A 19,855-nucleotide genomic window follows, 5' to 3' on the forward strand; every position below is an offset into this window, starting at 1 on the left:
GACGATGAGTCAGGCGCAGGAGCACGAGCACCCCGCGGGGCCGGCCGTGCCGCAGACCCGCACCGCCCGCCACCGCCGGATCGTGGACATCCTCAACCGGCAACCGGTGCGTTCCCAGAGCCAGTTGGCGAAGCTGCTGTCCGACGACGGGCTGAGTGTCACCCAGGCGACGCTCTCCCGGGACCTGGACGAGCTGAACGCGGTGAAGATCCGCAACAACGACGGCGACCTCATCTACGCGGTACCGAGCGAGGGCGGCTTCCGCACCCCGCGCGTGCCGCTGGGGGAGTCGGCGAAGGAGGAGCGGATGCGGCGGCTCTCGGCGGAGCTGCTGATCTCCGCGGAGGCCTCCGCCAACCTCGTGGTCCTGCGCACCCCGCCGGGCGCCGCCCAGTTCCTCGCCTCGGCGATCGACCAGGCGGAGCTCCAGGACATCCTCGGCACCATCGCCGGCGACGACACGCTGCTGCTGATCAGCCGGGACCCGCTCGGTGGGCAGGCCCTCGCGGACCATCTGCTGCGGCTGGCGCAGAACGACCACTGACGTACCCGTACCCGCGCATACAACGAGTCGGGGGTGCACCGGAAGATTCCGGTGCACCCCCGACTCGCATGGGGCTTCGGCTTCAGCCGAGTCTGGCCGCCAGGCCGCCCGTGCAGCGGACCTCGTCGCCCGCCGTGATGAGCAGCGCCTCCACGTCCGGCAGCGACTCCAGCCAGCCCAGACCCTCCCGCGAACCCATCGCGAACGCGGCCGTGGCCCAGCAGTCGGCCCAGGTCAGACGAGGAGCCACCACGGTGACGGCGACCAGGTCCGTCACCGCGGACTTGCCGGTCGACGGGTCCACGATGTGCGCCCCGCGCTCCGCCGTACCGGAGGTGGCCACGGCCAGTTCGTCGGCGCCCGCGGCGGAGATCACGGCCGCGAGACCGCCCGGGCGGAGGGGATCGGAGACGCCGACCCGCCAGGGGCGGTGCGCTCCCGGCGTACCGAACATCTGGACGTCGCCGCCGCCGTTCACACTGACCCCGCTCACCCCGGCCGCCGCCGCGATCAGCTCGGCCGCACGCTCGGCGGCCCAGCCCTTCACGATCCCGGTGGGGTCGAGCTGTCCCTCGTACTTGGTGCTGAACCAGCCGGCACTCACCCGCTCCGCCTCGGCGCCCAGCTCCAGCACCTCGGCGACCTCGGCGTCGCACTCGGCCACGGTCAGCTCGCCGCGGGCCAGCCGGGAGACCTGACTGTCGTCGCGGTAGGTGCTGAACACCTCGTTCACGCGGTGCAGTTGGGCCACCGCCTGGTCCAGCGCGGTCCGGACGGCCTCGGGCTCCCCGCCGCGGATGTCGAAGGAGAACACCGTCCCCATGACCTCCTCGGCGTGCCGCAACGCGGCGGGAGCCTCCGCGGGATCGGTCACCGTGTCAGACACCGGCCTTGTCCAGCGCGGACTGAAGGGACTTCTTGTAACCGCCGCTCGTGTACGACGCACCCGACACGGAGTCGATGCTCGCGCTCCCGGCCGCCACGGCCTCCTGGTTGAGCTTGGGGATCGACAGTGCCGTCTTCTGGTCGCTGGTCCCGCCACTCGGGGCCTGCACCGCCTCGGCCTTGGTGATCTTGCCGCCCGCGACCGTGATCCGGACCTGGACGGGCCCGTACTCGGTCGTCACGACATCACCGGTGACGGTCTTGGCCTGCGCGGCGGGCGCCGCGGCGGCCGAACTCTGGGACGGGGCCGCCGTGTTGGCACCGGCGGTCTTCATCTTGTCGATGGCCGACTGCAGGGACTTCTTGTAGCCGCCGCTGGTGTAGGTCGCCCCGGACACGGACGTGATGTCCGCGCTCTGGGTGGCGACCGCTTCCTGGTTGAGCTTGGGCACGGACAGCGCGGTCTTCTGGTCGCTGGTGCCGCCGTGCGGCGCCTGCACGGCCTCGGCCTTGGTGATCTTCCCGTTCGCGACCGTCAGGCGCACCTGGACGACCCCGTACTCGGTCTGGGTGGCGGCGCCCGTGACCGTCGAGGTCCCGGCCGCCGCGGCACCGCCCTGGGGCGACTCCTGCGCGGCGGCGGTCTGCTGGGCCGCCGCTCCCTGCGCGGACGCCGAGGAGGAGTCGGTCGCCGGCTTCAGGGAGAGCAGCAGAACGATCCCGGACACGGTGGCGGCGCTCGCGAGCAGAACACGCCGGATGGGGTGGCTCTTCTTCATTGCTCCTGACTCCCGTCGCTCACATCTCGAACGACTCGTGATGGATACGGCGGGCGGGGACCCCCGCGCCGCGCAGTGCTTCGTAGACCGACTGCGCGAAGCCGGGCGGCCCGCACATGAAGACGTCGTGGTTGTCGATGTCGGGCAGCTTCCGGCGCAGGGAGTCCGCCGAGATGTCGGGGCGTTCCCCGTCGGGGCTGTTGACCGCGTACATCAGGCGGGCGCCGCGCTCGTCGGCGATCTTCGCCAACTCGTCCCACAGTGCCAGGTCCTGGGTGGTGTTGGCCCGGTAGAGCAGCGTGATGTCACCGGCCGCTCCCGGCAGCGTCTCGAACAGTGCCCGCATCGGTGTGATGCCGACGCCGCCCGCGACCAGCAGCACCTTGCCGCGGGTGCGCCGCTGCGAGGTCAGCGCGCCGTACGGGCCCTCGGCCCACACCTTGGTGCCGGGCCGCAGTTCGCGCAGCTGGGCGCTGTGGTCGCCGATCGCCTTGACCGTGATCCGCAGCATGTTCGGGCGGGGCGCAGCCGACAGCGAGTACGGGTGCGAGCTGAGCCGCATGCCCGGCGCCAGGAACCGCCACCGGAAGAACTGCCCGGCCTCCGCGCCCATCCGGTGCAGCTTGCGCCCGCCGATCAGCACGGACACGATGCCGGGCGTCTCCTCGATGACCGCCTCGACGTACATCCGGTGCCGCAGGTTGAGGCGGATCGGGGTGAGGATCCGGTACCAGACCACCAGCGCGGTCACCGTGCCGTACAGCCCGTACCAGACGGTCTTGGCGATCGGCGTCAGCGCGAAGTCGTTGCCGGTGGTGATCTGGTGCCAGAACGTCAGGAACACGGCCGCGTACGTCAGCAGATGTACGTGGTACCAGGTGTCGTACGGCAGCCTGCGGCGGACGGCGCCGATCGACGAGAGGCCGATGAGGAGGAACAGGCCGGTCCCGATGGCGGCCTTGCCCATGTCGGGCAGCTGGTTCACCGAGTCGATGGTCTGCTGGACGATGTCGTTCAGCGTCTTGCCCGCCTGGAGGGCGTAGCCCCACATGATGAGGAAGACGTGGGCGAAGACCAGGCAGAGCGTGTAGCGGCCGCTCATCGCGTGCCAGCGGGCGACCCGGTCTGAGCCGACCCGCCGCTCCAGGGCGGGCACGCGGGCCATCTGGAGCACGACCAGTGCCATCAGATATCCGGCCAACAGACCGGTGATACGGCCCGCGTTGAGGATCTTGCCGTTCTGGTCGGCGATGGACGGCGTGTTGTGCCACCACATCCACAGCACCCCGACCGCGCCCGCCCAGACGGCGAGCAGCAGCAGGGTCGCTGGGGAGCGGCGCGGGCGGATGCGGCGCATCGTCTGTCGGCGGGCGGCACGTCCGCCTGCGAGCGTGGTGGTCACGGTTCCTCCGTGGACGGGGCAAGGGGGGTGGGCTGGTCCCTTGGCCCTGAAGTACGTGCCGTTGCGCCTGTGCGTTCAGAGTCCCGCGGAGTCCAGTGCGGACTGGAGTGACTGGCGGTAACCGTCACTTGTGTAGCTGGCTCCCGACACGGTGTCGATGCTCGCGCTCTGCGCGGCGAGCGCCTCGCTCTTCAGCTGGGGCAGGGCATAGGAGTTGATCTCCTGGTCGCGCGGATTGTCCGACGGTGACTGGACCGCGGTGACATCGGTGATCTTGCCGTTCTTCACGGTGATCTTCACCTGCACGGGACCCCAACGGGTCTGCGCGGTCTCGCCGGTGACGGTCTTCGTGCCGGTCGTGGTCGAGCCACTGGACCCACTGGACCCACTCGAACTGCCGGAACCGGCGGAGGCACTGGAGCTGCTGGACGGGGCCGGCGCGGGTGCCGCCGCTATCTCGGGCGCGGTGTGCGGCTTCAGCGCCAGCAGCATCACCAGACCGGACGCGGTGACCGCGCTCGCCAGCACGATCCGGCGCAGCGGACGGTTCTTCTTCAACGGATGCACGACGGCCTCACAGCTCGAACGACTCGTGGTGGATACGGCGGTCCGGCACACCGGCGGTGCGCAGTGCCCCGTACAGGTCCTGGGCGAAGGCGTGCGGACCGCAGATGTACACGTCGTGCCCGGCGAGATCGGGCACGGCCTCGCGCAGGGACGTGGCGGTCAGCATCGGTCGCTGCCCCTGCGGCCCGTTGAGCGCGTACAGCACCTTCGCCCCGCGCCACTGTGCGACGGCCTCCAACTCGCCGCCCAGCGCCAGGTCTTCGGCTGTACGCGCCCGGTACAACAGCGTCACCTCGCCGGGCAGCGTCTCGAACAGCGCCCGCAGCGGGGTGATGCCGACCCCGGCCGCGATCAGCAGCGACTTGTGCGCGGTGCGCCGGTCGGCGGTCATCGCGCCGTACGGCCCCTCCGCCCACACCCGGGCACCCGGCCGCAGCAACGCCACCGCCGCGCTGTGGTCGCCGAGCGCCTTGACCGTGATCCGCAGCAGGTCCCGGCGGGGCGGCGCCGACAGCGAGTACGGCGTCGACGTCCAGCCCATGCCCTCGCCGAAGAACCGCCAGCGGAAGAACTGCCCGGCCTCCGCGCCGAGTTCGTCGACATGCCGGCCGCGTACGACGATGGAGTACACGCCCGGCGCCTCCCGGTGCACGGACTCGACCCGCAGCCGGTGCCGCAGGTTGAGCCGCACCGGGGCGAGGATCCGGTACCAGAGGACCAGGGCCGCGACACCGAGGTACAGGCCGTACCAGGCGGCCGTCGCTCCGGCGTGGCCGTTGAACTCGTTGCCCAGGCTCAGCTGGTGGAAGAAGGCGAGGAAGACGGCGACGTACGTGAGGAGGTGGACGTAGTACCAGAACTCGTAGCTCAGCTTTCGGCGCGCGGCGCGGGCCGAGGTGATGCCGACCGCGAACAGGATGATCGCCCCGAACGTGCCCTTCAGCATGTCCGGGTAGTCCAGGACCACCGTGACCGTCTCGTGGACGATCGAGGCACGGTCCTGGGCGGCGTAGCCGAGCAGGATGAACACGACGTGCACGACCAGCAGGCAGATCGTGTAGCGGCCGGCCATCGCGTGCCAGCGGGCCACCCGGTCCGAGCCGATCCGCCGCTCCAGCAGCGGCACCCGGGCCATCAGACCCACGAGCACCGCGCAGGCGTACCCGCACAGCAGCCCGGCGATCCGCCCGATCCCGGTCAGCCAGCCGGCCGCCCCGACCACCGAGTCGGTGTCGACCCACCAGAGGGCGACCGAGGCCGCCGCTCCGGCCCAGATCAGCCCGAGCACCAAGCCCGCCGGTGAACGCCGGGGAGCCGGCGCCACGGGCGGTGCCGTCCGTCGTTCGTACACGGTGGTCATGTGTGTGTCCTTTCACCCGTCCTGCACACAACTGTGGCGGCCGAACCTCTGAGGGATCTCTGAGTGGGCTCCTTTCTCAGCTTTCTCAGAGGAAACTCAGAGCGGCCCACGGCAGCCGAGGACGCCGCGAGGGGAGATGCTGGTAAACGCCATGAACACGACCCGCTCCGGCCGACCGGCCCTCACTCGCCCCGACGGCACCCCCGTGCGCGTCCTGGTAGTCGACGACGACCCCGACCTCGCAGAGGTGCTGTCCGGCGCCCTGCGCTACGAGGGCTGGAACGTCCGCACGGCCGGCGACGGAGCCTCCGCGCTCGTCGGCGCGCGCGAGCTGCTGCCCGACGCCGTCGTCCTCGACGTGATGCTCCCGGACACCGACGGCTTCGCCGTGCTGCGCTCCCTGCACGAGGTGAAGCCCGACGTCTGCGTGCTCTTCCTCACCGCCCGCGACACCGTCGAGGACCGCATCGCCGGCATCACCGCGGGCGGCGACGACTACGTCACGAAACCCTTCAGCCTGGAGGAGGTCGTCGCCCGGCTGCGCGGACTGCTGCGCCGCGCGGGCATGGCCCGCCAGCAGGAGGAGGGCCCCCGGATGACCGTCGGGGACCTGGTCATGGACGAGGAGGCCCGCGAGGTCACCCGTGCGGGCGACCTCATCGAGCTGTCGCCGACCGAGTTCGAACTGCTCCGCTTCCTCATGCGCAACCCGCGCCGCGTCCTCAGCAAGGCCCAGATCCTCGACCGCGTCTGGTCCTACGACTTCGGCGGCCAGGCCCATGTCGTCGAGCTGTACATCTCGTACCTGCGCAAGAAGGTGGACGTGGGCCGCACACCCATGATCCACACCGTGCGCGGTGCCGGATACGTGCTCAAGCCGGTGGCGTGATGAACACGGGACGGCGTGCTGTCGGGCGGTGGCTGCGCCGGCTGCCCCGCCCTTACACCCTGCGGGCGCGTCTGACAGCGGGCCTGGTGGTGCTGCTCGCGGTCAGCTGCGCCGCCGTCGGGGTGGCCGCGGTGATCGAGCTGGACGGCTTCCTCACCGGCCGGCTCGACCAGCAGCTGACCGAGGTCGGGACGCAGTTCCCGGCCAGCCTGGAGCACCCGACCGCGCTGACCGACCACGATGCGGACGACAAGGAACGCGGTGACACCCGCCGGCAGGCGCCGGGCACGTTCGGCGCCCGCCTGGTCGACGGCACCGTCACCAACGCGGCCGTCGTGCCCGCCGACAAGGAAGACGCCACGACCGACCTGAAGGTCGCCCTCTCCGGGCGGGACCGGCGGGAACTCGCCGCGGTCCCGGTCGGCGGCAGGGCCCGCACCATCCACCTCTCGTCCCTCGGCAAGTACCGCGTCCTCGCCGCCGCGGGCCGGGACGGCGACGTGATGATCACCGGACTCCCGCTGGAGTCGGTGGAGGCCGCCGTCCACCGCCTGGAGGCGGTCGCCGCGATCGTCTTCGGGGCCGCCCTCCTGGCCGCCGGGTTCGCGGGCGCGCTCTGGGTGCGCTGGTCGCTACGGCCGCTCAGCCGGGTCGCCGCCACAGCCACCCGGGTCAGTGAACTCCCGCTGGCCAACGGCGAGGTGACCCTTCCGCCCCGGGCACCCGAGTCCGACCCGCGCAGCGAGGTGGGCCGGCTCGCCGGTGCCTTCAACCGCATGCTCGGCCATGTCGAGGACGCCCTCACCCACCGGCACGCCAGCGAGGAACGGCTGCGCAGCTTCGCCGCCGACGCCAGCCACGAGCTGCGCACCCCGGTGGCGTCAATCCGGGGCCACGCCGAACTCGCCCTGTTGCACCCGGACCCCGTCCCGCCCAAGGTGACCAGGGCGCTGGAGCGCATCACGGCCGAGTCCGCCCGCATGGGCGTGATGGTCGACGAGATGCTCCTCCTCGCCCGCCTCGACGCGGGCCGCCCCCTCGAACGCCGTCCCGTCGACCTCACCCGCCTGGTCCTCGACGCCATCGCCGACGCACGCGCCGCGGGCCCCGACCACCGCTGGACCCTGGAACTCCCCGAGGAACCGGTAACGGTCACGGGCGACGCCCACCGCCTCCAACAGGTGTTGGCCAACCTGTTGGCCAACGCACGTTTGCACACACCTGTTGGCACGAAGGTGACGGTGGCGGTGGAGGCGGAGGCGGAAGGCGGGGCGACCCGCCTGGTGGTCCACGACGACGGCCCCGGAGTCCCGAGGGAGATCCAGCCGGGAGTCTTCGAACGCTTCACCCGAGCAGACCGCCGACGAACAGAGGGCGGGGGAGGAAGCGGAGGAGGAGCGGGCCTGGGCCTGTCGATCGTGGCAGCGGTGACGGAGGCGCACGGAGGAAGCGTGGCGTTGGAGAGCCGCCCGGGTTCAACGACGTTCACGGTGAAACTTCCGCCGAGTTGACGTACCTAGGGGCGCGGGGCTGTGTCGATTTGCGGCTCCGCCGCGTGGGCGCGACCAGCCACATCCGGCCCGCACCCGCCGTACAACCGAAAACTGAACGGCGCTCTCGCACTTCAGTACCGAGTGATCGCCGTAACCCCGCTCACCGTTCCAATCGCAATATGCGGCGAACGCCCAGGATCAACCCACCGCAAGATCCTCCGTATCGCATCCACCGGCACAGACACACAACCAGCAGTAGCCCCACGCCCGTGGACATGCAAAAAGATCCCGGCCCCACGCCCCTTCACAGGCTTGGAGTAGTTGAACCCGACGACGAACCCATACGCATACTGCGTCGCATAAGAGATCAACCGCTCGGACTCGGACGCCCGACAGTCACGAGCCAGCGGCTCACTCCACCGGTTGTAGACCCGAGACCGAGTGTCCTCACACCACCACGAACTCCCGCCCACCCGCCGGTACTTGGCCTTGGTCCCACCCGGAGCCGCCTTGATCCCGAAGGCATACGGCAGGCCGTACAACCCGGTGGGAGTCGTGTACGACCCCTGCTTGCGCGCCCCACCCTCGACAAGCCCCTTCGCCCCGAACCGAGCGGTCGCGGAACCGACCTTCACCCACGCCCCACCCCGCCGCTCCCACCAACTGAGCGTCCCCGACGTGGAGTTCGCGCGCGGTGCCGCCGCCAGGATCAGCTGACCGCCACCCCCGGTATCCGCGAGCAACGACGGACGCGGCGGCTCCGCGGCACGCGCGGGCACCGCACCGAGCAGCAGAAGCAGGGACGCGGACGCAAGGGCGAGCACACCGGGACGCATGGCTCAGACGGTAGAGGGCGGGAGCGCTGACGGCAGCTCAGATGGGCCGAACAGGCGGGATTTCCTGGCCCGGACGTCACCGTGGCCGCCCCGGCCGGCGTTCATCGGGGCGGCCACGGCTGCCTGTCACGTCACTTGGTGAGCGTGCAGGCGGCCAGGGAGTCGAGGCCGGCGGGCTTGGTGCCCTGACGGCCGATGGCGATGGCGATCCGGTCGATCGTGGAGGTGCGCTTGTCCTCCAGCGGGCCGAGAATCGCGTTCTGGACGAAGTTGGCGCCGCCTTGTCCGACGGTGTCGACGAGTCGCTTGTTGGCCTCGGCGATCTGCGTGTCGAGCAGGGCGAGGTTCCGGTCGACCTCGGCCTGCGCCGAAGCCGGGACGGCAGGCAGCTGCGACTTCACGTCGGGGCACGAGATGGTCCCGGCCGCCGTGGTGGTGTCCGTTCCGCCGGCCGCGTCGGTGGCGGACGCCGTGGCGCTCGGGGTCGCGGTGTCGGTCGAACCGGTCTCGGTACCGGTGTCGGTTCCGCCCGTCTGGGCCCCGCCGACGTCGGTCCCGCCGGCGTTCAGGGTGCAGGCGGCCAGGGAGTCGAGCCCGGTCGGCTTGGTGCCCTGACGCCCGATGGAGATGGCGATCCGGTCGATGGTGGACACGCGCTTGTCCTTCAGGGGACCGAGGATGGCGTTCTGGACGAAGTTGGCCCCGCCTTGTCCGACGGTGTCGACGAGTCGCTTGTTGGCCTCGGCGATCTGCGTGTCGAGCAGCGCGAGGTTCCGATCGACCTCGGCCTGCGCCGAAGCCGGAACGGCGGGCAGCTGCGACTTCACGTCGGGGCAGGTGATCGTCCCCGGGTCGGCCAGCGTCCGGGCGCTCTGCGCGGTGCTGCTCTTGTCCGGCGTCCCGGCCAGAGCGGAACCGGCGATGATCGCGCCGGACAGCACCACGGCGGCGGCACCGCCGATGAACACGACACGACGCTTGTTGTACTTGGGGAGAGCCCTGGACATGCGAATGCCTCACTCGGGTCAGGGGTGAACTGGAGGTGACTCGTGGGGAGAAACGCGGCGCCTGCGTCCGGCGAGAGGTACGGGAAAGCGGTTGCTGTTGTTCAAGGACCTTTCAAATTGACGAATCATGCATCGCTCTGCATAATCATGCATGCGAGACGATGCGGCAGGACGATGCAGCGAGATACTGCAACGGGACAACGCAGAACGACGACCCATCCACAGCCTTTGAGGAGCAGCGCAAGTGAGCAGCAACAGCGGTGACGTACGGCTCTGGGGCGGTCGTTTCGCCGACGGTCCCGCCGAGGCCCTGGCGAAGCTGTCCGCGTCCGTCCACTTCGACTGGCGGCTCGCGCCCTACGACATCGCCGGTTCCCGCGCCCACGCGCGCGTGCTGCACAAGGCGAACCTCCTCACGGACGACGAGTTGAACCGGATGCTCGCAGGCCTCGACCAACTCGAAGCGAACGTCGCCGACGGCTCCCTCGTCGGCACGATCGCCGACGAGGACGTCCATACGGCCCTGGAACGCGGCCTGTTGGAGATCCTCGGCCCCGACCTCGGCGGCAAGCTGCGGGCCGGCCGCTCGCGCAACGACCAGGTCGCCACCCTCTTCCGGATGTACCTGCGCGACCACGCCCGGACGATCGGTGGCCTGATCGCCGACCTCCAGGACGCGCTGATCGGCCTCGCGGAGGCGCACCCGGACGTGGCGATGCCCGGCCGCACCCACCTCCAGCACGCCCAGCCGGTGCTGTTCGCCCACCACATGCTGGCCCACGTCCAGCCGCTGTCCCGGGACGCGGAGCGGCTGCGCCAGTGGGACGAGCGCACGGCCGTCTCGCCGTACGGCTCCGGCGCGCTCGCCGGTTCCTCCCTCGGCCTGGACCCGGAGGCGGTGGCGAAGGACCTCGGCTTCGAGCACGGCTCGGTCGCCAACTCGATCGACGGCACGGCCTCGCGCGACTTCGTCGCCGAGTTCGCCTTCATCACCGCGATGATCGGGGTGAACCTCTCCCGGATCGCCGAGGAGATCATCATCTGGAACACGAAGGAGTTCTCCTTCGTGACCCTGCACGACGCGTTCTCCACGGGCTCCTCGATCATGCCGCAGAAGAAGAACCCGGACATCGCGGAGCTGGCGCGCGGCAAGTCGGGCCGCCTGATCGGCAACCTGACGGGCCTCATGGCGACGCTCAAGGCGCTCCCGTTGGCGTACAACCGCGACCTCCAGGAGGACAAGGAGCCGGTCTTCGACTCCATCGACCAACTGGAGATCCTGCTCCCGGCGTTCACCGGCATGATGGCCACCCTGACCGTCCACCGCGAGCGCATGGAGGAACTGGCCCCGGCCGGCTTCTCCCTCGCCACCGACATCGCCGAGTGGCTGGTCAAGCAGGGCGTCCCGTTCCGGGTGGCGCACGAGGTCGCCGGCGAGTGCGTGAAGGTGGCCGAGTCCGAGAACAAGGAACTGGCCGACCTGACGGATGAAGAGTTCGCGAAGATCTCCGCCCACCTGACCCCCGAGGTCCGCTCCGTCCTCAACGTCCCCGGCGCCCTGGCGTCCCGCAACGGGCGTGGCGGTACGGCCCCGAGCGCGGTGGCGATCCAGCTGGCAGAGGTGAAGCGGGACTTGGCGGTTCAGCACGAGTGGGCGACGGCTAAAAACAAGCGGTAGGGGCGAGTTTTTCAGGGGCGCGGGGAACGGCGCGAGCAACCACGACGTACGCGCACCCGCCAAACGCACCTCAAGCCCCCGAGCTCTGAAGCGAAGGTCATCGCAGGTTACGTTGGTCGGAAGCCACACCGGAGCCGACGTATACGGAGCCCGCGATGCCCTTCGCCCGACTGGCCACCGCAACGACCCCCACCTGCCACATCGGACTGGGCCTCGCCGCAGTGGGCCGCCCTGGCTACATCAACCTCGGCAGGGAAGAAGACCTCGGAGAGAACCGCACCGTAGAAGCACTCCGCACGCGAAGCCACGAACTCCTCGACGCCGCCTACGCACAAGGCGTCCGCTACTTCGACGCGGCCCGCTCCTACGGCCGTTCCGAGGAGTTCCTCGCCGACTGGCTGAAGGCCAACCCCGACCTCGACGACATCGTGGTCGGCAGCAAGTGGGGCTACACCTACACCGCCGACTGGACCACCGACGCCGAGAAGCACGAGGTCAAGGACCACGGCGTCCAGACGTACGAGCGCCAGCGCGCCGAGACCGCACACCTCCTCGGCGACCGCCTCGACCTCTACCAGATCCACTCGGTGACCCCGGACAGCCCGGCCCTCACCGACAAGGAACTCCACGCGAAACTGGCTGAGTTGGCGGCAACGGGCGTGACCATCGGCTTCTCCACCAGCGGCCCCGCACAGGCCGACGCGATCCGCGCCGCGCTCACCGTGGCGGTCGACGGCGAGCCCCTCTTCCGTACCGTGCAGTCGACGTACAACGCTTTGGAGACCTCCGCCGGCCCCGCCCTCGCCGAGGCCCACGACGCCGGACTCACGGTGATCATCAAGGAGGGCATGGCCAACGGGCGGCTGGCGGAGCCGTACGCGCCGGACGCCCTGAAGGCCGTAGCCGAAGAGGTGTCTCTGAACGCGGACGCGATCGCCCTTGCCCTGATCCTGCGCCAGTCGTGGGCCGGGGTGGTCCTCTCCGGCGCGGCCACTCTGGAACAGCTCGCCTCCAACCTGCACGCGGCGGCCGTGGACCTCGACGAGGACCAACTGGCCCGCCTGGCAACGCTGGTGGAGGACCCGCACGTGTACTGGGAGCGGCGCGGCCGGCTGCCCTGGCACTGACCGGCACCCACTCCGACCTCAAACTGTGAGTCACGCATGCCCGTGATGAGACACTAATGTCTCACATGGGTTATGGTTGTCTCATGGCCGTCGACCGTGACCACGTACTCCGCAGCGCAGCCGCCCTGCTCACCCGGAAATCCACGTCCACCATGGACGAGGTCGCCAAGGCGGCCGGAATCAGCCGGGCCACCCTGCACCGCCAGTTCGCCGGACGTGACGCGCTGGTCCGTGCGCTGGAGGCGCTCGGCATCGCCGAGTGCGAGTCCGCGCTGGTTACGGCCCGCCTGGACGAGGGGCCGGCGAGCGACGCCGTACGACGACTCGTACGCGCGCTGGAGCCCGCGGCCGGTCTGCTCGCGTTCCTCTACTCCGAGAACCAGCTGTTCGAGGGCGAGGAACAGAACGAGGGCTGGACCCGGATCGACGACCGGATCGCCGCGCTGTTCCGGCGCGGCCAGTCCGGCGGCGAGTTCCGCATCGACCTCACCCCGGCCTGGCTCACCGAGGCCCTGTACGGCCTGATGGCCTCCGGCGCCTGGGCCGTCCAGGAGGGCCGGGTCGCCGCCAACGACTTCACCCACATGATTGTCGAGCTGTTGCTCGGCGGCGCACTGCGCAGAGACGAAACACGGAGAGAGGAATCATGACCAGCACCCTGCAGCCGGCGGTCGCAGCGGAGACGGAGAAGCGCCCGGGCCGTTGGCTCGCGCTCTCCGTCCTCGTGCTCGCCGTGCTGCTGGTGGCCGTGGACGCGACGGTCCTCGGCCTGGCAACCCCGTACATCAGCGAGGACCTGAAGCCCTCCGGCACCCAGCTCCTCTGGATCGGCGACGTCTACTCCTTCGTCATCGCGGGCCTGCTCGTGTCGATGGGCAGCCTCGGCGACCGCATCGGCCGTAAGAAGATCCTGCTGATCGGAGCCACGGCGTTCGGCGCGATGTCGATCCTCAACGCCTATGCATCCACACCGGAGTTGATGATCCTGGCGCGGGCGCTGCTCGGTGTCGCGGGCGCGACCCTGATGCCCGCCACCCTCGCCCTGATCCGCAACCTCTTCCACGACCCGCGCGAACGCAGCCTCGCCGTCGGTATCTGGGGCGCAACAGCCTCCGCCGGTACGGCAGTCGGCCCGGTCGCGGGCGGCTTCCTGCTCGAACACTTCTGGTGGGGCTCGGTCTTCCTCATCAACCTGCCCGTGATGGCGGTCCTGGTCCTGGTCGGCATCAAGACGCTCCCGGAGTCGAAGAACCCCAACCCGGGCCCGTGGGACCTGATCAGCGTGGTCCTGTCCTTGGTGGGTGTGATCGGTGTGGTCTACGCCGTCAAGGAGGCGGCGACCCACGGCTTCGCGTTGCCCTCGCTCGCGGTGGGCGCAGTGGGCGCGGCGGCCCTGTACTGGTTCGTACGCCGCCAACTCACGCTTCCCGCACCCCTGTTGGACATGCGCCTGTTCCGCAACCGCGGCTTCAGCGCGGCGGTCCTGGCCGACCTGCTGACCATCCTCGGCCTGTCCGGGCTGGTGTTCTTCCTCTCCCAGTACCTGCAACTCGTCCAGGGGAGGGGCCCGTTCGAGGCGGGCCTCGCCGAAATCCCCGCCGCGGTAGGCGCGGTGACGGCCGGTCTGATCGCGGGAAGGGCGGCTCGCCGCTACTCGGTCCGCGCGGTGGTCGCCGGCGGCCTGGCGGCAGTCGGTCTGTCTCTCGCCGTACTGACCACACTCGACCAGTCGACCGGCTACCCGATCCTCGGCGCCGCGCTCCTGGTGGTCGGCGTAGGCGCCGGTTTCTCCTTCACGGTGACAGCCGACGTCATCCTCTCCTCCGTACCGAAGGAACAGGCGGGCGCGGCCTCAGCGGTCTCGGAAACGGCCTACGAACTCGGCGCGGCCCTGGGCATCGCCGTACTCGGCTCCATCGTGACGGGCGTCTACCGGGGCTTCGCAGCTCCGGCGGGCACACCGAGCGGGGCACACGAGTCGCTGGGCGGAGCGGTGGAAGCGGCAGCGGGAATGCCCTCTCACGCGTCCCAGGAAATGCTGACCTCGGCGAGAGAAGCCTTCGTCGGTGGCCTCAGCGTGGCATCGGCGGTAGGCGCAACGGTCCTACTGGCAACGGCAGTTGCAGCATGGTTCATGCTCAAGGGGCAGAACCTGGAAAACGCCGGGTAGGGCAGTGCCGTTAAGGGGCGCGGGGAACTGCGCGACCAGCCACAACGCACCCGCACCCAACAACGAACCCCTACGCGGCTTTGGCCTTAGTGGCGTACATGTCCACGTACTCCTGCCCAGACAACCGCATGACCTCAGTCATCACAGAGTCGGTCACAGCCCGCAGCACATACCGATCCCGGTCCATCCCCTCGTACCGAGAGAACTCCATCGCCTCACCGAACCGAACAGTCACTCGCCCCGGCCGGGGGAAACCCGCACCCCCCGGCTGCAACTTGTCCGTCCCGATCATCGCGAACGGAACAACAGGCGCGCCCGTCATCATCGTGAGCCGAGCAATCCCGGTACGCCCCCGGTACAACCGCCCGTCAGGCGACCGCGTCCCCTCGGGATAGATCCCGAAGACCTTGCCCTCCTCCAGCACACGCCGCCCGGTCATCAGCGCGGCGACGCCACCGTTCGCACCGTCGCGATCCACCGGAATCATCCCGACCCCGGTGAAGAACCAGGCCATGAGCCGCCCCTTGAACCCCTCCCCGGTGACGTACTCGTCCTTGCCGATGAAGAACACCTGCCGGTCGCAGACCAGCGGAAGGATCATCGAGTCGATGAAGGTGAGGTGGTTGCCGGCCAGGATCACCGGACCGTCTCCCGGGATGTGCTCGATTCCCTCCACCCGGGGGCGGAACATCAGGCGCATGATCGGTCCGAGCAGTGCCTTGATGAGCGCGAAGCGGGACAACGGGCCCTCCGGTGTCAAGGGGTTCGATATAAATCTGTGCAGGTGAGGACGATACTCGCGGCGCCCGGGGTAATGCACATCGGGTTCACCGAGGTCTTACGCAGTGTTGACGCACGTTTACCTGCGGTGCCGCGCCAGGACCGCCCCGTAACCGGACCGCCATGTTGTGACACATCTCGCGTTCCTCGGTGACGGCGTGTCAAACCTCGCCTTCCGTACGACATCCAGCGTCACCGCCGTGTTCCGGCCGAGGTCTCCCGTTCGTCATGTACGCGCACCTACGATCGGCGCGCACCGACGGGGCGACGCCAGGAGGTTTCATGGACACGCAGGGAACGCAGGGGCCGAACGAGCGAGTCAACGGCACCGGACGACGGGCGCTGCTCGGCGCCGCCGTGCTCGGCGCGGGAGTGGCCGCACTCGGACCGGCGGGCGCGGCGAGAGCCGCCGAGGCCACGACGGCCCGTCACGGGGGCGGCCTGAAGGACCTGCCCAAGCCGACGATCGTCGGCCACCGCGGCACCAGCGGCTACCGCCCGGAGCACACCTTCGGCTCGTACAACCTGGCCCTCGACCTGGGCGCCGACATCGTCGAGGCCGGTGACCTCGTCCCCACCAAGGACGGCCACCTCGTCTGCCGGCACGAGCCGGAGATCGGTGGCACGACCAACGTCGCGGACCACCCCGAGTTCGCCTCCCGCAAGACCACCAAGCTGCTCGACGGTGTCTCCACCACCGGCTGGTTCACCGAGGACTTCACGCTCGCCGAGCTGAAGACCCTGCGCGCGATCGAGCGCATCCCGGTCAACCGCCCGCACAACATGCTCTACAACGGCCGCTGGGAGATCCCCACCTTCGAAGAGGTGCTCAAGTGGCAGGACGAGCAGACCCGCAAGCGCGGCAAGCAGGTCTGGATCTACCCCGAGATGAAGCACCCCACCTACTTCCGCAAGCGCGGGTTCGAGATGGAGAAGCTGCTCTCGACGATCCTGCGCAAGCACGGCAAGGACCGTAAGAACTCCCCGGTCCTCATCCAGTCCTTCGAGCCGACCAGCATCGCGAAGATCAACAAGCTCGTCGGCAACCCGCTGGTGGTGCTGCTGTCCGGCACGGGCACCCAGCCCTTCGACTTCATCGACCAGGGCGACCCCCGCACGGTCGACGACCTGGTCAAGCCGAAGGGTCTCGCCGAGATCGCGACGTACGCGGACGGCCTGGGCCCGACGCTCGACCTGATCATCACGAAGAATGCCGACGGCAGCCTGAACAAGGAGACCACCCTGGTCGCCGACGCGCACAAGGCGGGCCTGATCCTGCACCCCTACACCATGCGCAACGAGAACCCCTTCCTGCCGCTGGAGTACCGCAAGGGCACCGCCCCGGACGCCTACGGCGACGCGTTCGGCGCCTTCAAGCGGTACTTCGCCACGGGCATCGACGGTGTCTTCACCGACAACGCCGACACCGGCCTCCTCGCCCGCGCGGACTTCGTCAACGGCTGAGCCCCGCGCCCCGTTGGAGTGACAGACGGCCGCCCCGGCAACCTTCCGCCGGGGCGGCCGCGTCGTGCCGCATATGACACACCAACTCGTCGCCACCTTGCGCCCACTGCTCGCCGCCGAGGCCTCCGCCGAGGCATATGCCTCCGGAACCGAGCCGGGCGACATCGAACAGGCCGTCTTGCTCCGCCTCCTGGAACGCCTCGACGCCTCCGGCCCACCCGTCGACCCCCAGCGCTGGCTCCGCCGCGCGGTCCGCTCGGAGGCCCGGCGCACCCGCCGTACGGCTCGCATCGAGCAGTCCTACGACGGTGATCCCGCCGAGGACAGCGACCGCGGCCCCGAGCAGACCGCCCTCACGGCGGCCAGGCACCGCGCGCTCCATGACGCCGTGCGCCGTCTGCCGGGTCGTTGCCCGCGTCTGATGGAGGCGCTGCTGTCGCCCAAGGACCTCACCTATCGCGAGATCGCGGGGGAGTTGGGTATCTCACAGGGCAGTCTCGGCCCGGAACGTTCCAGATGTCTGGGATGTCTTCGGCGATTGCTGACGCCGGAGGTTGCGGCTCGCGAAGCGCGGGGATAGGAGTGAGGAACCACATGGCGATCAAGTGAGCGGGAGGCGTGCGCACATGGGCATGAGCGTGACCATCTCGGTGGCGACCGAGCAGGACTCAGAGCAGATCTTCAGGCTGCAGTACCTGTGCTTCCAGAGCGAGGCGGCGCTGTACGGCAACTACCGCATCGACCCGCTCGTCCAGAGCCTCGACTCGGTCCGGGACGAGGTCGGCTCCGACTGCGTCTTCGTCGCCCGGCTGGGCGAGGAGGTGGTCGGATCGGTCCGCGGCACGGTGACGGAGGACGGCGCGGCGGCCATCGGCAAACTCTGCGTCCACCCCCGCCTCCAGGGTCACGGCATCGGCGCCCGCCTGCTCCGCGCGGCCGAATCCGCCCTGGCCGAGGAGCGCGGCGCCAAGAAGTTCCGCCTCCACACCGGCCACCGCAGCGAGGGCAACCTCCGCCTGTACCGCCGCGTCGGCTACGAGACCGTGGGCACCTCCCAGGGCGACGACGGCGTACCGATGATCGTCCTGGAGAAGCCGGTCGAGGCGTACGTCGCTACGGCGTGACGGTGTCGGCCGTGTCGCCGGTGTCGACCGTGCGGTTCTTCCGCAGCCAGTACAGCGCGGACAGCGGCAGCAGCACGGGGATGAAGATGTACCCCGCGCCGTAGTACGACCAGACCGTCGCGTCCGGGAAGGCCGAGCTGTCGATCACGGTCAACGTACCCACGATCAGGACACCCGCGAGTTCGGCGGCGCAGCACACCTGTGCCGCCCTGCGGGCCCTCTCGCCGCCGCGGATCAGGGAGTACGTGATGAACCCGTACACCACGCCTGCCACGGCCGACAGCGAGTAGGCGAGCGGCGCCCGGTCGAACTCGGTGGCGATCTGGTAGACGGAGCGGGACACCGCGCCGACGACCATCACCCCGTAGAACCAGACGAGCAGCATGCCGGGCCCGCTGATGAGCCGCTTCGGCTTCTCTTCCACGGTGTTCTCTTCCACGGTGGTCATCTCAGCTTCCCCAGATGTCGTAGAGCCGCACTTCGAGCACGGCGAGGACCACACCGCCGGCCGCGACCGTCGCCGAACCCCAGCGCGTGCGCTCCGCCAGTGACATGAAACCCGCCGCCGGGACCGCCGCGAACGCGCCCAGCAGATACGCCACGAAGATCGCCGTGCCCTGCTCCGCCTTCTCGCCGCGCGCCAACTGCACGATCCCGACCACCAGTTGGACCGTGGCCAGCAGGGTGACGACGGCCATCCCGATGAAGTGCCAGTCCTTGGTCGACTGGTCACGGTAGGCCGCCCACCCGCACCAGGCGGCGAGCAGCAGCGCGGCGACACCGGTCGCCAGCGTCAGGGCATCAAGCATGCCGTGACCCTATTACGGGCCAAAAGACCCGGTGACCGTAGGGTCGGGAACATGAAGATCCATGCTGAGGCCCTCCTGTTCGACAACGACGGCACGCTCGTCTCCTCCCTCGAATCCGTACGCCGGTGCTGGACCCGGTGGGCGGAGGAGTTCGGGATCACCGCCGAGGACTTCGCCCGGGTCGAACTGCACGGGCGGACCGCCGTGGCGATAGCCGCCGACCTGCTGCCCGCCGACGTCGTCCCCGCGGCGGTCGCGCGGATCGAGGCGCTGGAGGTCGAGGACGTGCCCAACGGGGGCGCGGTCCTGCTGCCCGGCACCCGGGACTTCCTCGACTCGCTGCCCGCCGACCGCTGGGCCGTCGTCACCTCCGCCACCCGCCGGCTCGCCGAGGCCCGGCTCGCGTACGCCGGCATCCTCCCCAAGACCCTCGTGGTCGCCGAGGACGTCACGCGCGGCAAGCCCGACCCCGAGCCCTACCTCCTCGCCGCCCGCCAACTCGGCGTCGACCCGGCCCGCTGTGTCGTCTTCGAGGACGCCCCGGCGGGACTCCAGGCGGGCCGCGCGGCCGGGATGATCACCGTGGCATTGGCCACAACCCACGAGGCCCACGAGCTCGACGCCGACCTTGTTGTGAGTGACCTGTCAGCCCTGTCCGCCCTGGTCAGCGACGAGGGAGTGGAGATCTCCGGGCGCGGCTGACGGGCGTCCGCCGCTGTCCGGCATGCGGACAGCGGCCCTTTGTCAGGACCGTACGTCTGCTTTACTGATTCCATGACCACGACGAGCAACCGCACCCTTGCGACCGAGGCGACCCTGACGCCCGGTGCTCGTTGTATGTGTCGAATGTGCGCCTTCTAGAGGGCCCCCGCACCACCCCCGAGCCTCGCGCCCCGAAGCGAGCCGCTGTGGCATGTCCGTACCTCGTATTTCGTACGTGA

21 protein-coding genes are annotated in these 19,855 nt (G+C 69.8%); 11 read left to right on the top strand and 10 right to left on the bottom strand.

Annotation, left to right across the window (positions count from 1 at the left end):
- Window positions 1-4: 4 nt before the first annotated feature.
- Window positions 5-544, top strand: coding sequence for an arginine repressor (locus AB0I69_RS17055; protein WP_317885682.1), 540 nt, complete (start codon window positions 5-7; stop codon window positions 542-544).
- A gap of 82 nt (window positions 545-626) precedes the next feature.
- Here the strand turns inward: AB0I69_RS17055 and AB0I69_RS17060 are convergent, their stop codons facing one another.
- The 5 genes from AB0I69_RS17060 to AB0I69_RS17080 form a co-directional block, all read right to left on the bottom strand.
- Complete coding sequence (locus AB0I69_RS17060; RefSeq protein ID WP_363096434.1) at window positions 627-1,430, bottom strand: FAD:protein FMN transferase; 804 nt, start codon at window positions 1,428-1,430, stop codon at window positions 627-629.
- Window positions 1,423-2,208 carry an FMN-binding protein gene (locus AB0I69_RS17065; protein ID WP_363096435.1) on the bottom strand — a complete coding sequence of 262 codons (786 nt, stop codon included), beginning with the start codon at window positions 2,206-2,208 and terminating at the stop codon, window positions 1,423-1,425. The genes AB0I69_RS17060 and AB0I69_RS17065 overlap by 8 nt, the downstream gene beginning before the upstream one ends.
- Before the next feature lie 19 nt (window positions 2,209-2,227).
- The gene (locus AB0I69_RS17070; RefSeq protein ID WP_363096436.1) at window positions 2,228-3,610 is read right to left on the bottom strand and encodes a ferredoxin reductase family protein; all 1,383 of its coding nucleotides are present in this window, start codon (window positions 3,608-3,610) and stop codon (window positions 2,228-2,230) included.
- A gap of 75 nt (window positions 3,611-3,685) precedes the next feature.
- Window positions 3,686-4,177 (bottom strand): FMN-binding protein, encoded by a 492-nt coding sequence (locus tag AB0I69_RS17075; protein ID WP_363096437.1) that lies wholly within the window; start codon window positions 4,175-4,177, stop codon window positions 3,686-3,688.
- A gap of 7 nt (window positions 4,178-4,184) precedes the next feature.
- On the bottom strand, window positions 4,185-5,537 hold the full coding sequence (locus AB0I69_RS17080; RefSeq protein ID WP_363096438.1) for a ferredoxin reductase family protein: 1,353 nt from the start codon (window positions 5,535-5,537) through the stop codon (window positions 4,185-4,187).
- Between the two features lie 151 nt (window positions 5,538-5,688).
- On the opposite strand from AB0I69_RS17080, the gene AB0I69_RS17085 reads away from it, so the two are divergent.
- Both AB0I69_RS17085 and AB0I69_RS17090 read left to right on the top strand, forming a co-directional pair.
- On the top strand, window positions 5,689-6,426 hold the full coding sequence (locus AB0I69_RS17085) for a response regulator transcription factor (protein WP_363096439.1): 738 nt from the start codon (window positions 5,689-5,691) through the stop codon (window positions 6,424-6,426).
- On the top strand, window positions 6,426-7,937 hold the full coding sequence (locus AB0I69_RS17090; protein ID WP_363096440.1) for a HAMP domain-containing sensor histidine kinase: 1,512 nt from the start codon (window positions 6,426-6,428) through the stop codon (window positions 7,935-7,937). The genes AB0I69_RS17085 and AB0I69_RS17090 overlap by 1 nt, the downstream gene beginning before the upstream one ends.
- Before the next feature lie 113 nt (window positions 7,938-8,050).
- Here AB0I69_RS17090 and AB0I69_RS17095 read toward each other — a convergent pair whose 3' ends face one another.
- The gene (locus tag AB0I69_RS17095) at window positions 8,051-8,755 is read right to left on the bottom strand and encodes a L,D-transpeptidase family protein (RefSeq protein WP_363096441.1); all 705 of its coding nucleotides are present in this window, start codon (window positions 8,753-8,755) and stop codon (window positions 8,051-8,053) included.
- A gap of 131 nt (window positions 8,756-8,886) precedes the next feature.
- The gene (locus AB0I69_RS17100) at window positions 8,887-9,762 is read right to left on the bottom strand and encodes a hypothetical protein (RefSeq protein WP_363096442.1); all 876 of its coding nucleotides are present in this window, start codon (window positions 9,760-9,762) and stop codon (window positions 8,887-8,889) included.
- A 244-nt stretch (window positions 9,763-10,006) separates the two neighbouring features.
- Here AB0I69_RS17100 and argH point away from each other — a divergent pair, with 244 nt between their 5' ends.
- From argH to AB0I69_RS17120, 4 genes are all read left to right on the top strand, one after another.
- Window positions 10,007-11,440, top strand: coding sequence for an argininosuccinate lyase (gene argH, locus AB0I69_RS17105; RefSeq protein WP_363096443.1), 1,434 nt, complete (start codon window positions 10,007-10,009; stop codon window positions 11,438-11,440).
- 155 nt (window positions 11,441-11,595) lie between these two features.
- Window positions 11,596-12,567 carry an aldo/keto reductase gene (locus tag AB0I69_RS17110; protein ID WP_363096444.1) on the top strand — a complete coding sequence of 324 codons (972 nt, stop codon included), beginning with the start codon at window positions 11,596-11,598 and terminating at the stop codon, window positions 12,565-12,567.
- An 83-nt stretch (window positions 12,568-12,650) separates the two neighbouring features.
- Window positions 12,651-13,217, top strand: a complete 567-nt coding sequence (locus tag AB0I69_RS17115; protein ID WP_363096445.1) for a helix-turn-helix domain-containing protein — start codon at window positions 12,651-12,653, stop codon at window positions 13,215-13,217.
- Entirely contained in the window at window positions 13,214-14,737 is a 1,524-nt protein-coding gene (locus AB0I69_RS17120) for an MFS transporter (RefSeq protein ID WP_363096446.1), read from the top strand. The genes AB0I69_RS17115 and AB0I69_RS17120 overlap by 4 nt, the downstream gene beginning before the upstream one ends.
- Before the next feature lie 70 nt (window positions 14,738-14,807).
- On the opposite strand, the gene AB0I69_RS17125 is transcribed toward AB0I69_RS17120, so the two are convergent.
- Complete coding sequence (locus AB0I69_RS17125; RefSeq protein WP_363096658.1) at window positions 14,808-15,497, bottom strand: lysophospholipid acyltransferase family protein; 690 nt, start codon at window positions 15,495-15,497, stop codon at window positions 14,808-14,810.
- A 302-nt stretch (window positions 15,498-15,799) separates the two neighbouring features.
- Here AB0I69_RS17125 and AB0I69_RS17130 point away from each other — a divergent pair, with 302 nt between their 5' ends.
- The 3 genes from AB0I69_RS17130 to AB0I69_RS17140 all read left to right on the top strand — a co-directional run bounded on the left by AB0I69_RS17130 (window position 15,800) and on the right by AB0I69_RS17140 (window position 18,105).
- Window positions 15,800-16,981 (top strand): glycerophosphodiester phosphodiesterase, encoded by a 1,182-nt coding sequence (locus AB0I69_RS17130; protein ID WP_363096447.1) that lies wholly within the window; start codon window positions 15,800-15,802, stop codon window positions 16,979-16,981.
- A 73-nt stretch (window positions 16,982-17,054) separates the two neighbouring features.
- Window positions 17,055-17,561, top strand: coding sequence for a sigma-70 family RNA polymerase sigma factor (locus tag AB0I69_RS17135; RefSeq protein WP_363096448.1), 507 nt, complete (start codon window positions 17,055-17,057; stop codon window positions 17,559-17,561).
- 46 nt (window positions 17,562-17,607) lie between these two features.
- Window positions 17,608-18,105, top strand: a complete 498-nt coding sequence (locus tag AB0I69_RS17140; RefSeq protein WP_363096449.1) for a GNAT family N-acetyltransferase — start codon at window positions 17,608-17,610, stop codon at window positions 18,103-18,105.
- Here the strand turns inward: AB0I69_RS17140 and AB0I69_RS17145 are convergent.
- On the bottom strand, window positions 18,095-18,553 hold the full coding sequence (locus tag AB0I69_RS17145; protein WP_363096450.1) for a hypothetical protein: 459 nt from the start codon (window positions 18,551-18,553) through the stop codon (window positions 18,095-18,097). The two genes, AB0I69_RS17140 and AB0I69_RS17145, sit on opposite strands and share 11 nt — an antisense overlap.
- Window position 18,554: 1 nt before the next feature.
- On the bottom strand, window positions 18,555-18,914 hold the full coding sequence (locus tag AB0I69_RS17150) for a hypothetical protein (protein ID WP_363096451.1): 360 nt from the start codon (window positions 18,912-18,914) through the stop codon (window positions 18,555-18,557).
- A 51-nt stretch (window positions 18,915-18,965) separates the two neighbouring features.
- Between AB0I69_RS17150 and AB0I69_RS17155 the strand changes: the two genes are divergently transcribed.
- Window positions 18,966-19,616: an HAD family hydrolase gene (locus AB0I69_RS17155; RefSeq protein ID WP_363096452.1), complete on the top strand. Its 651-nt coding sequence runs from the start codon at window positions 18,966-18,968 to the stop codon at window positions 19,614-19,616.
- Window positions 19,617-19,855: the final 239 nt, after the last annotated feature.

The organism is Streptomyces sp. NPDC050508, assembly GCF_040655155.1.
Taxonomy (GTDB): domain Bacteria; phylum Actinomycetota; class Actinomycetes; order Streptomycetales; family Streptomycetaceae; genus Streptomyces.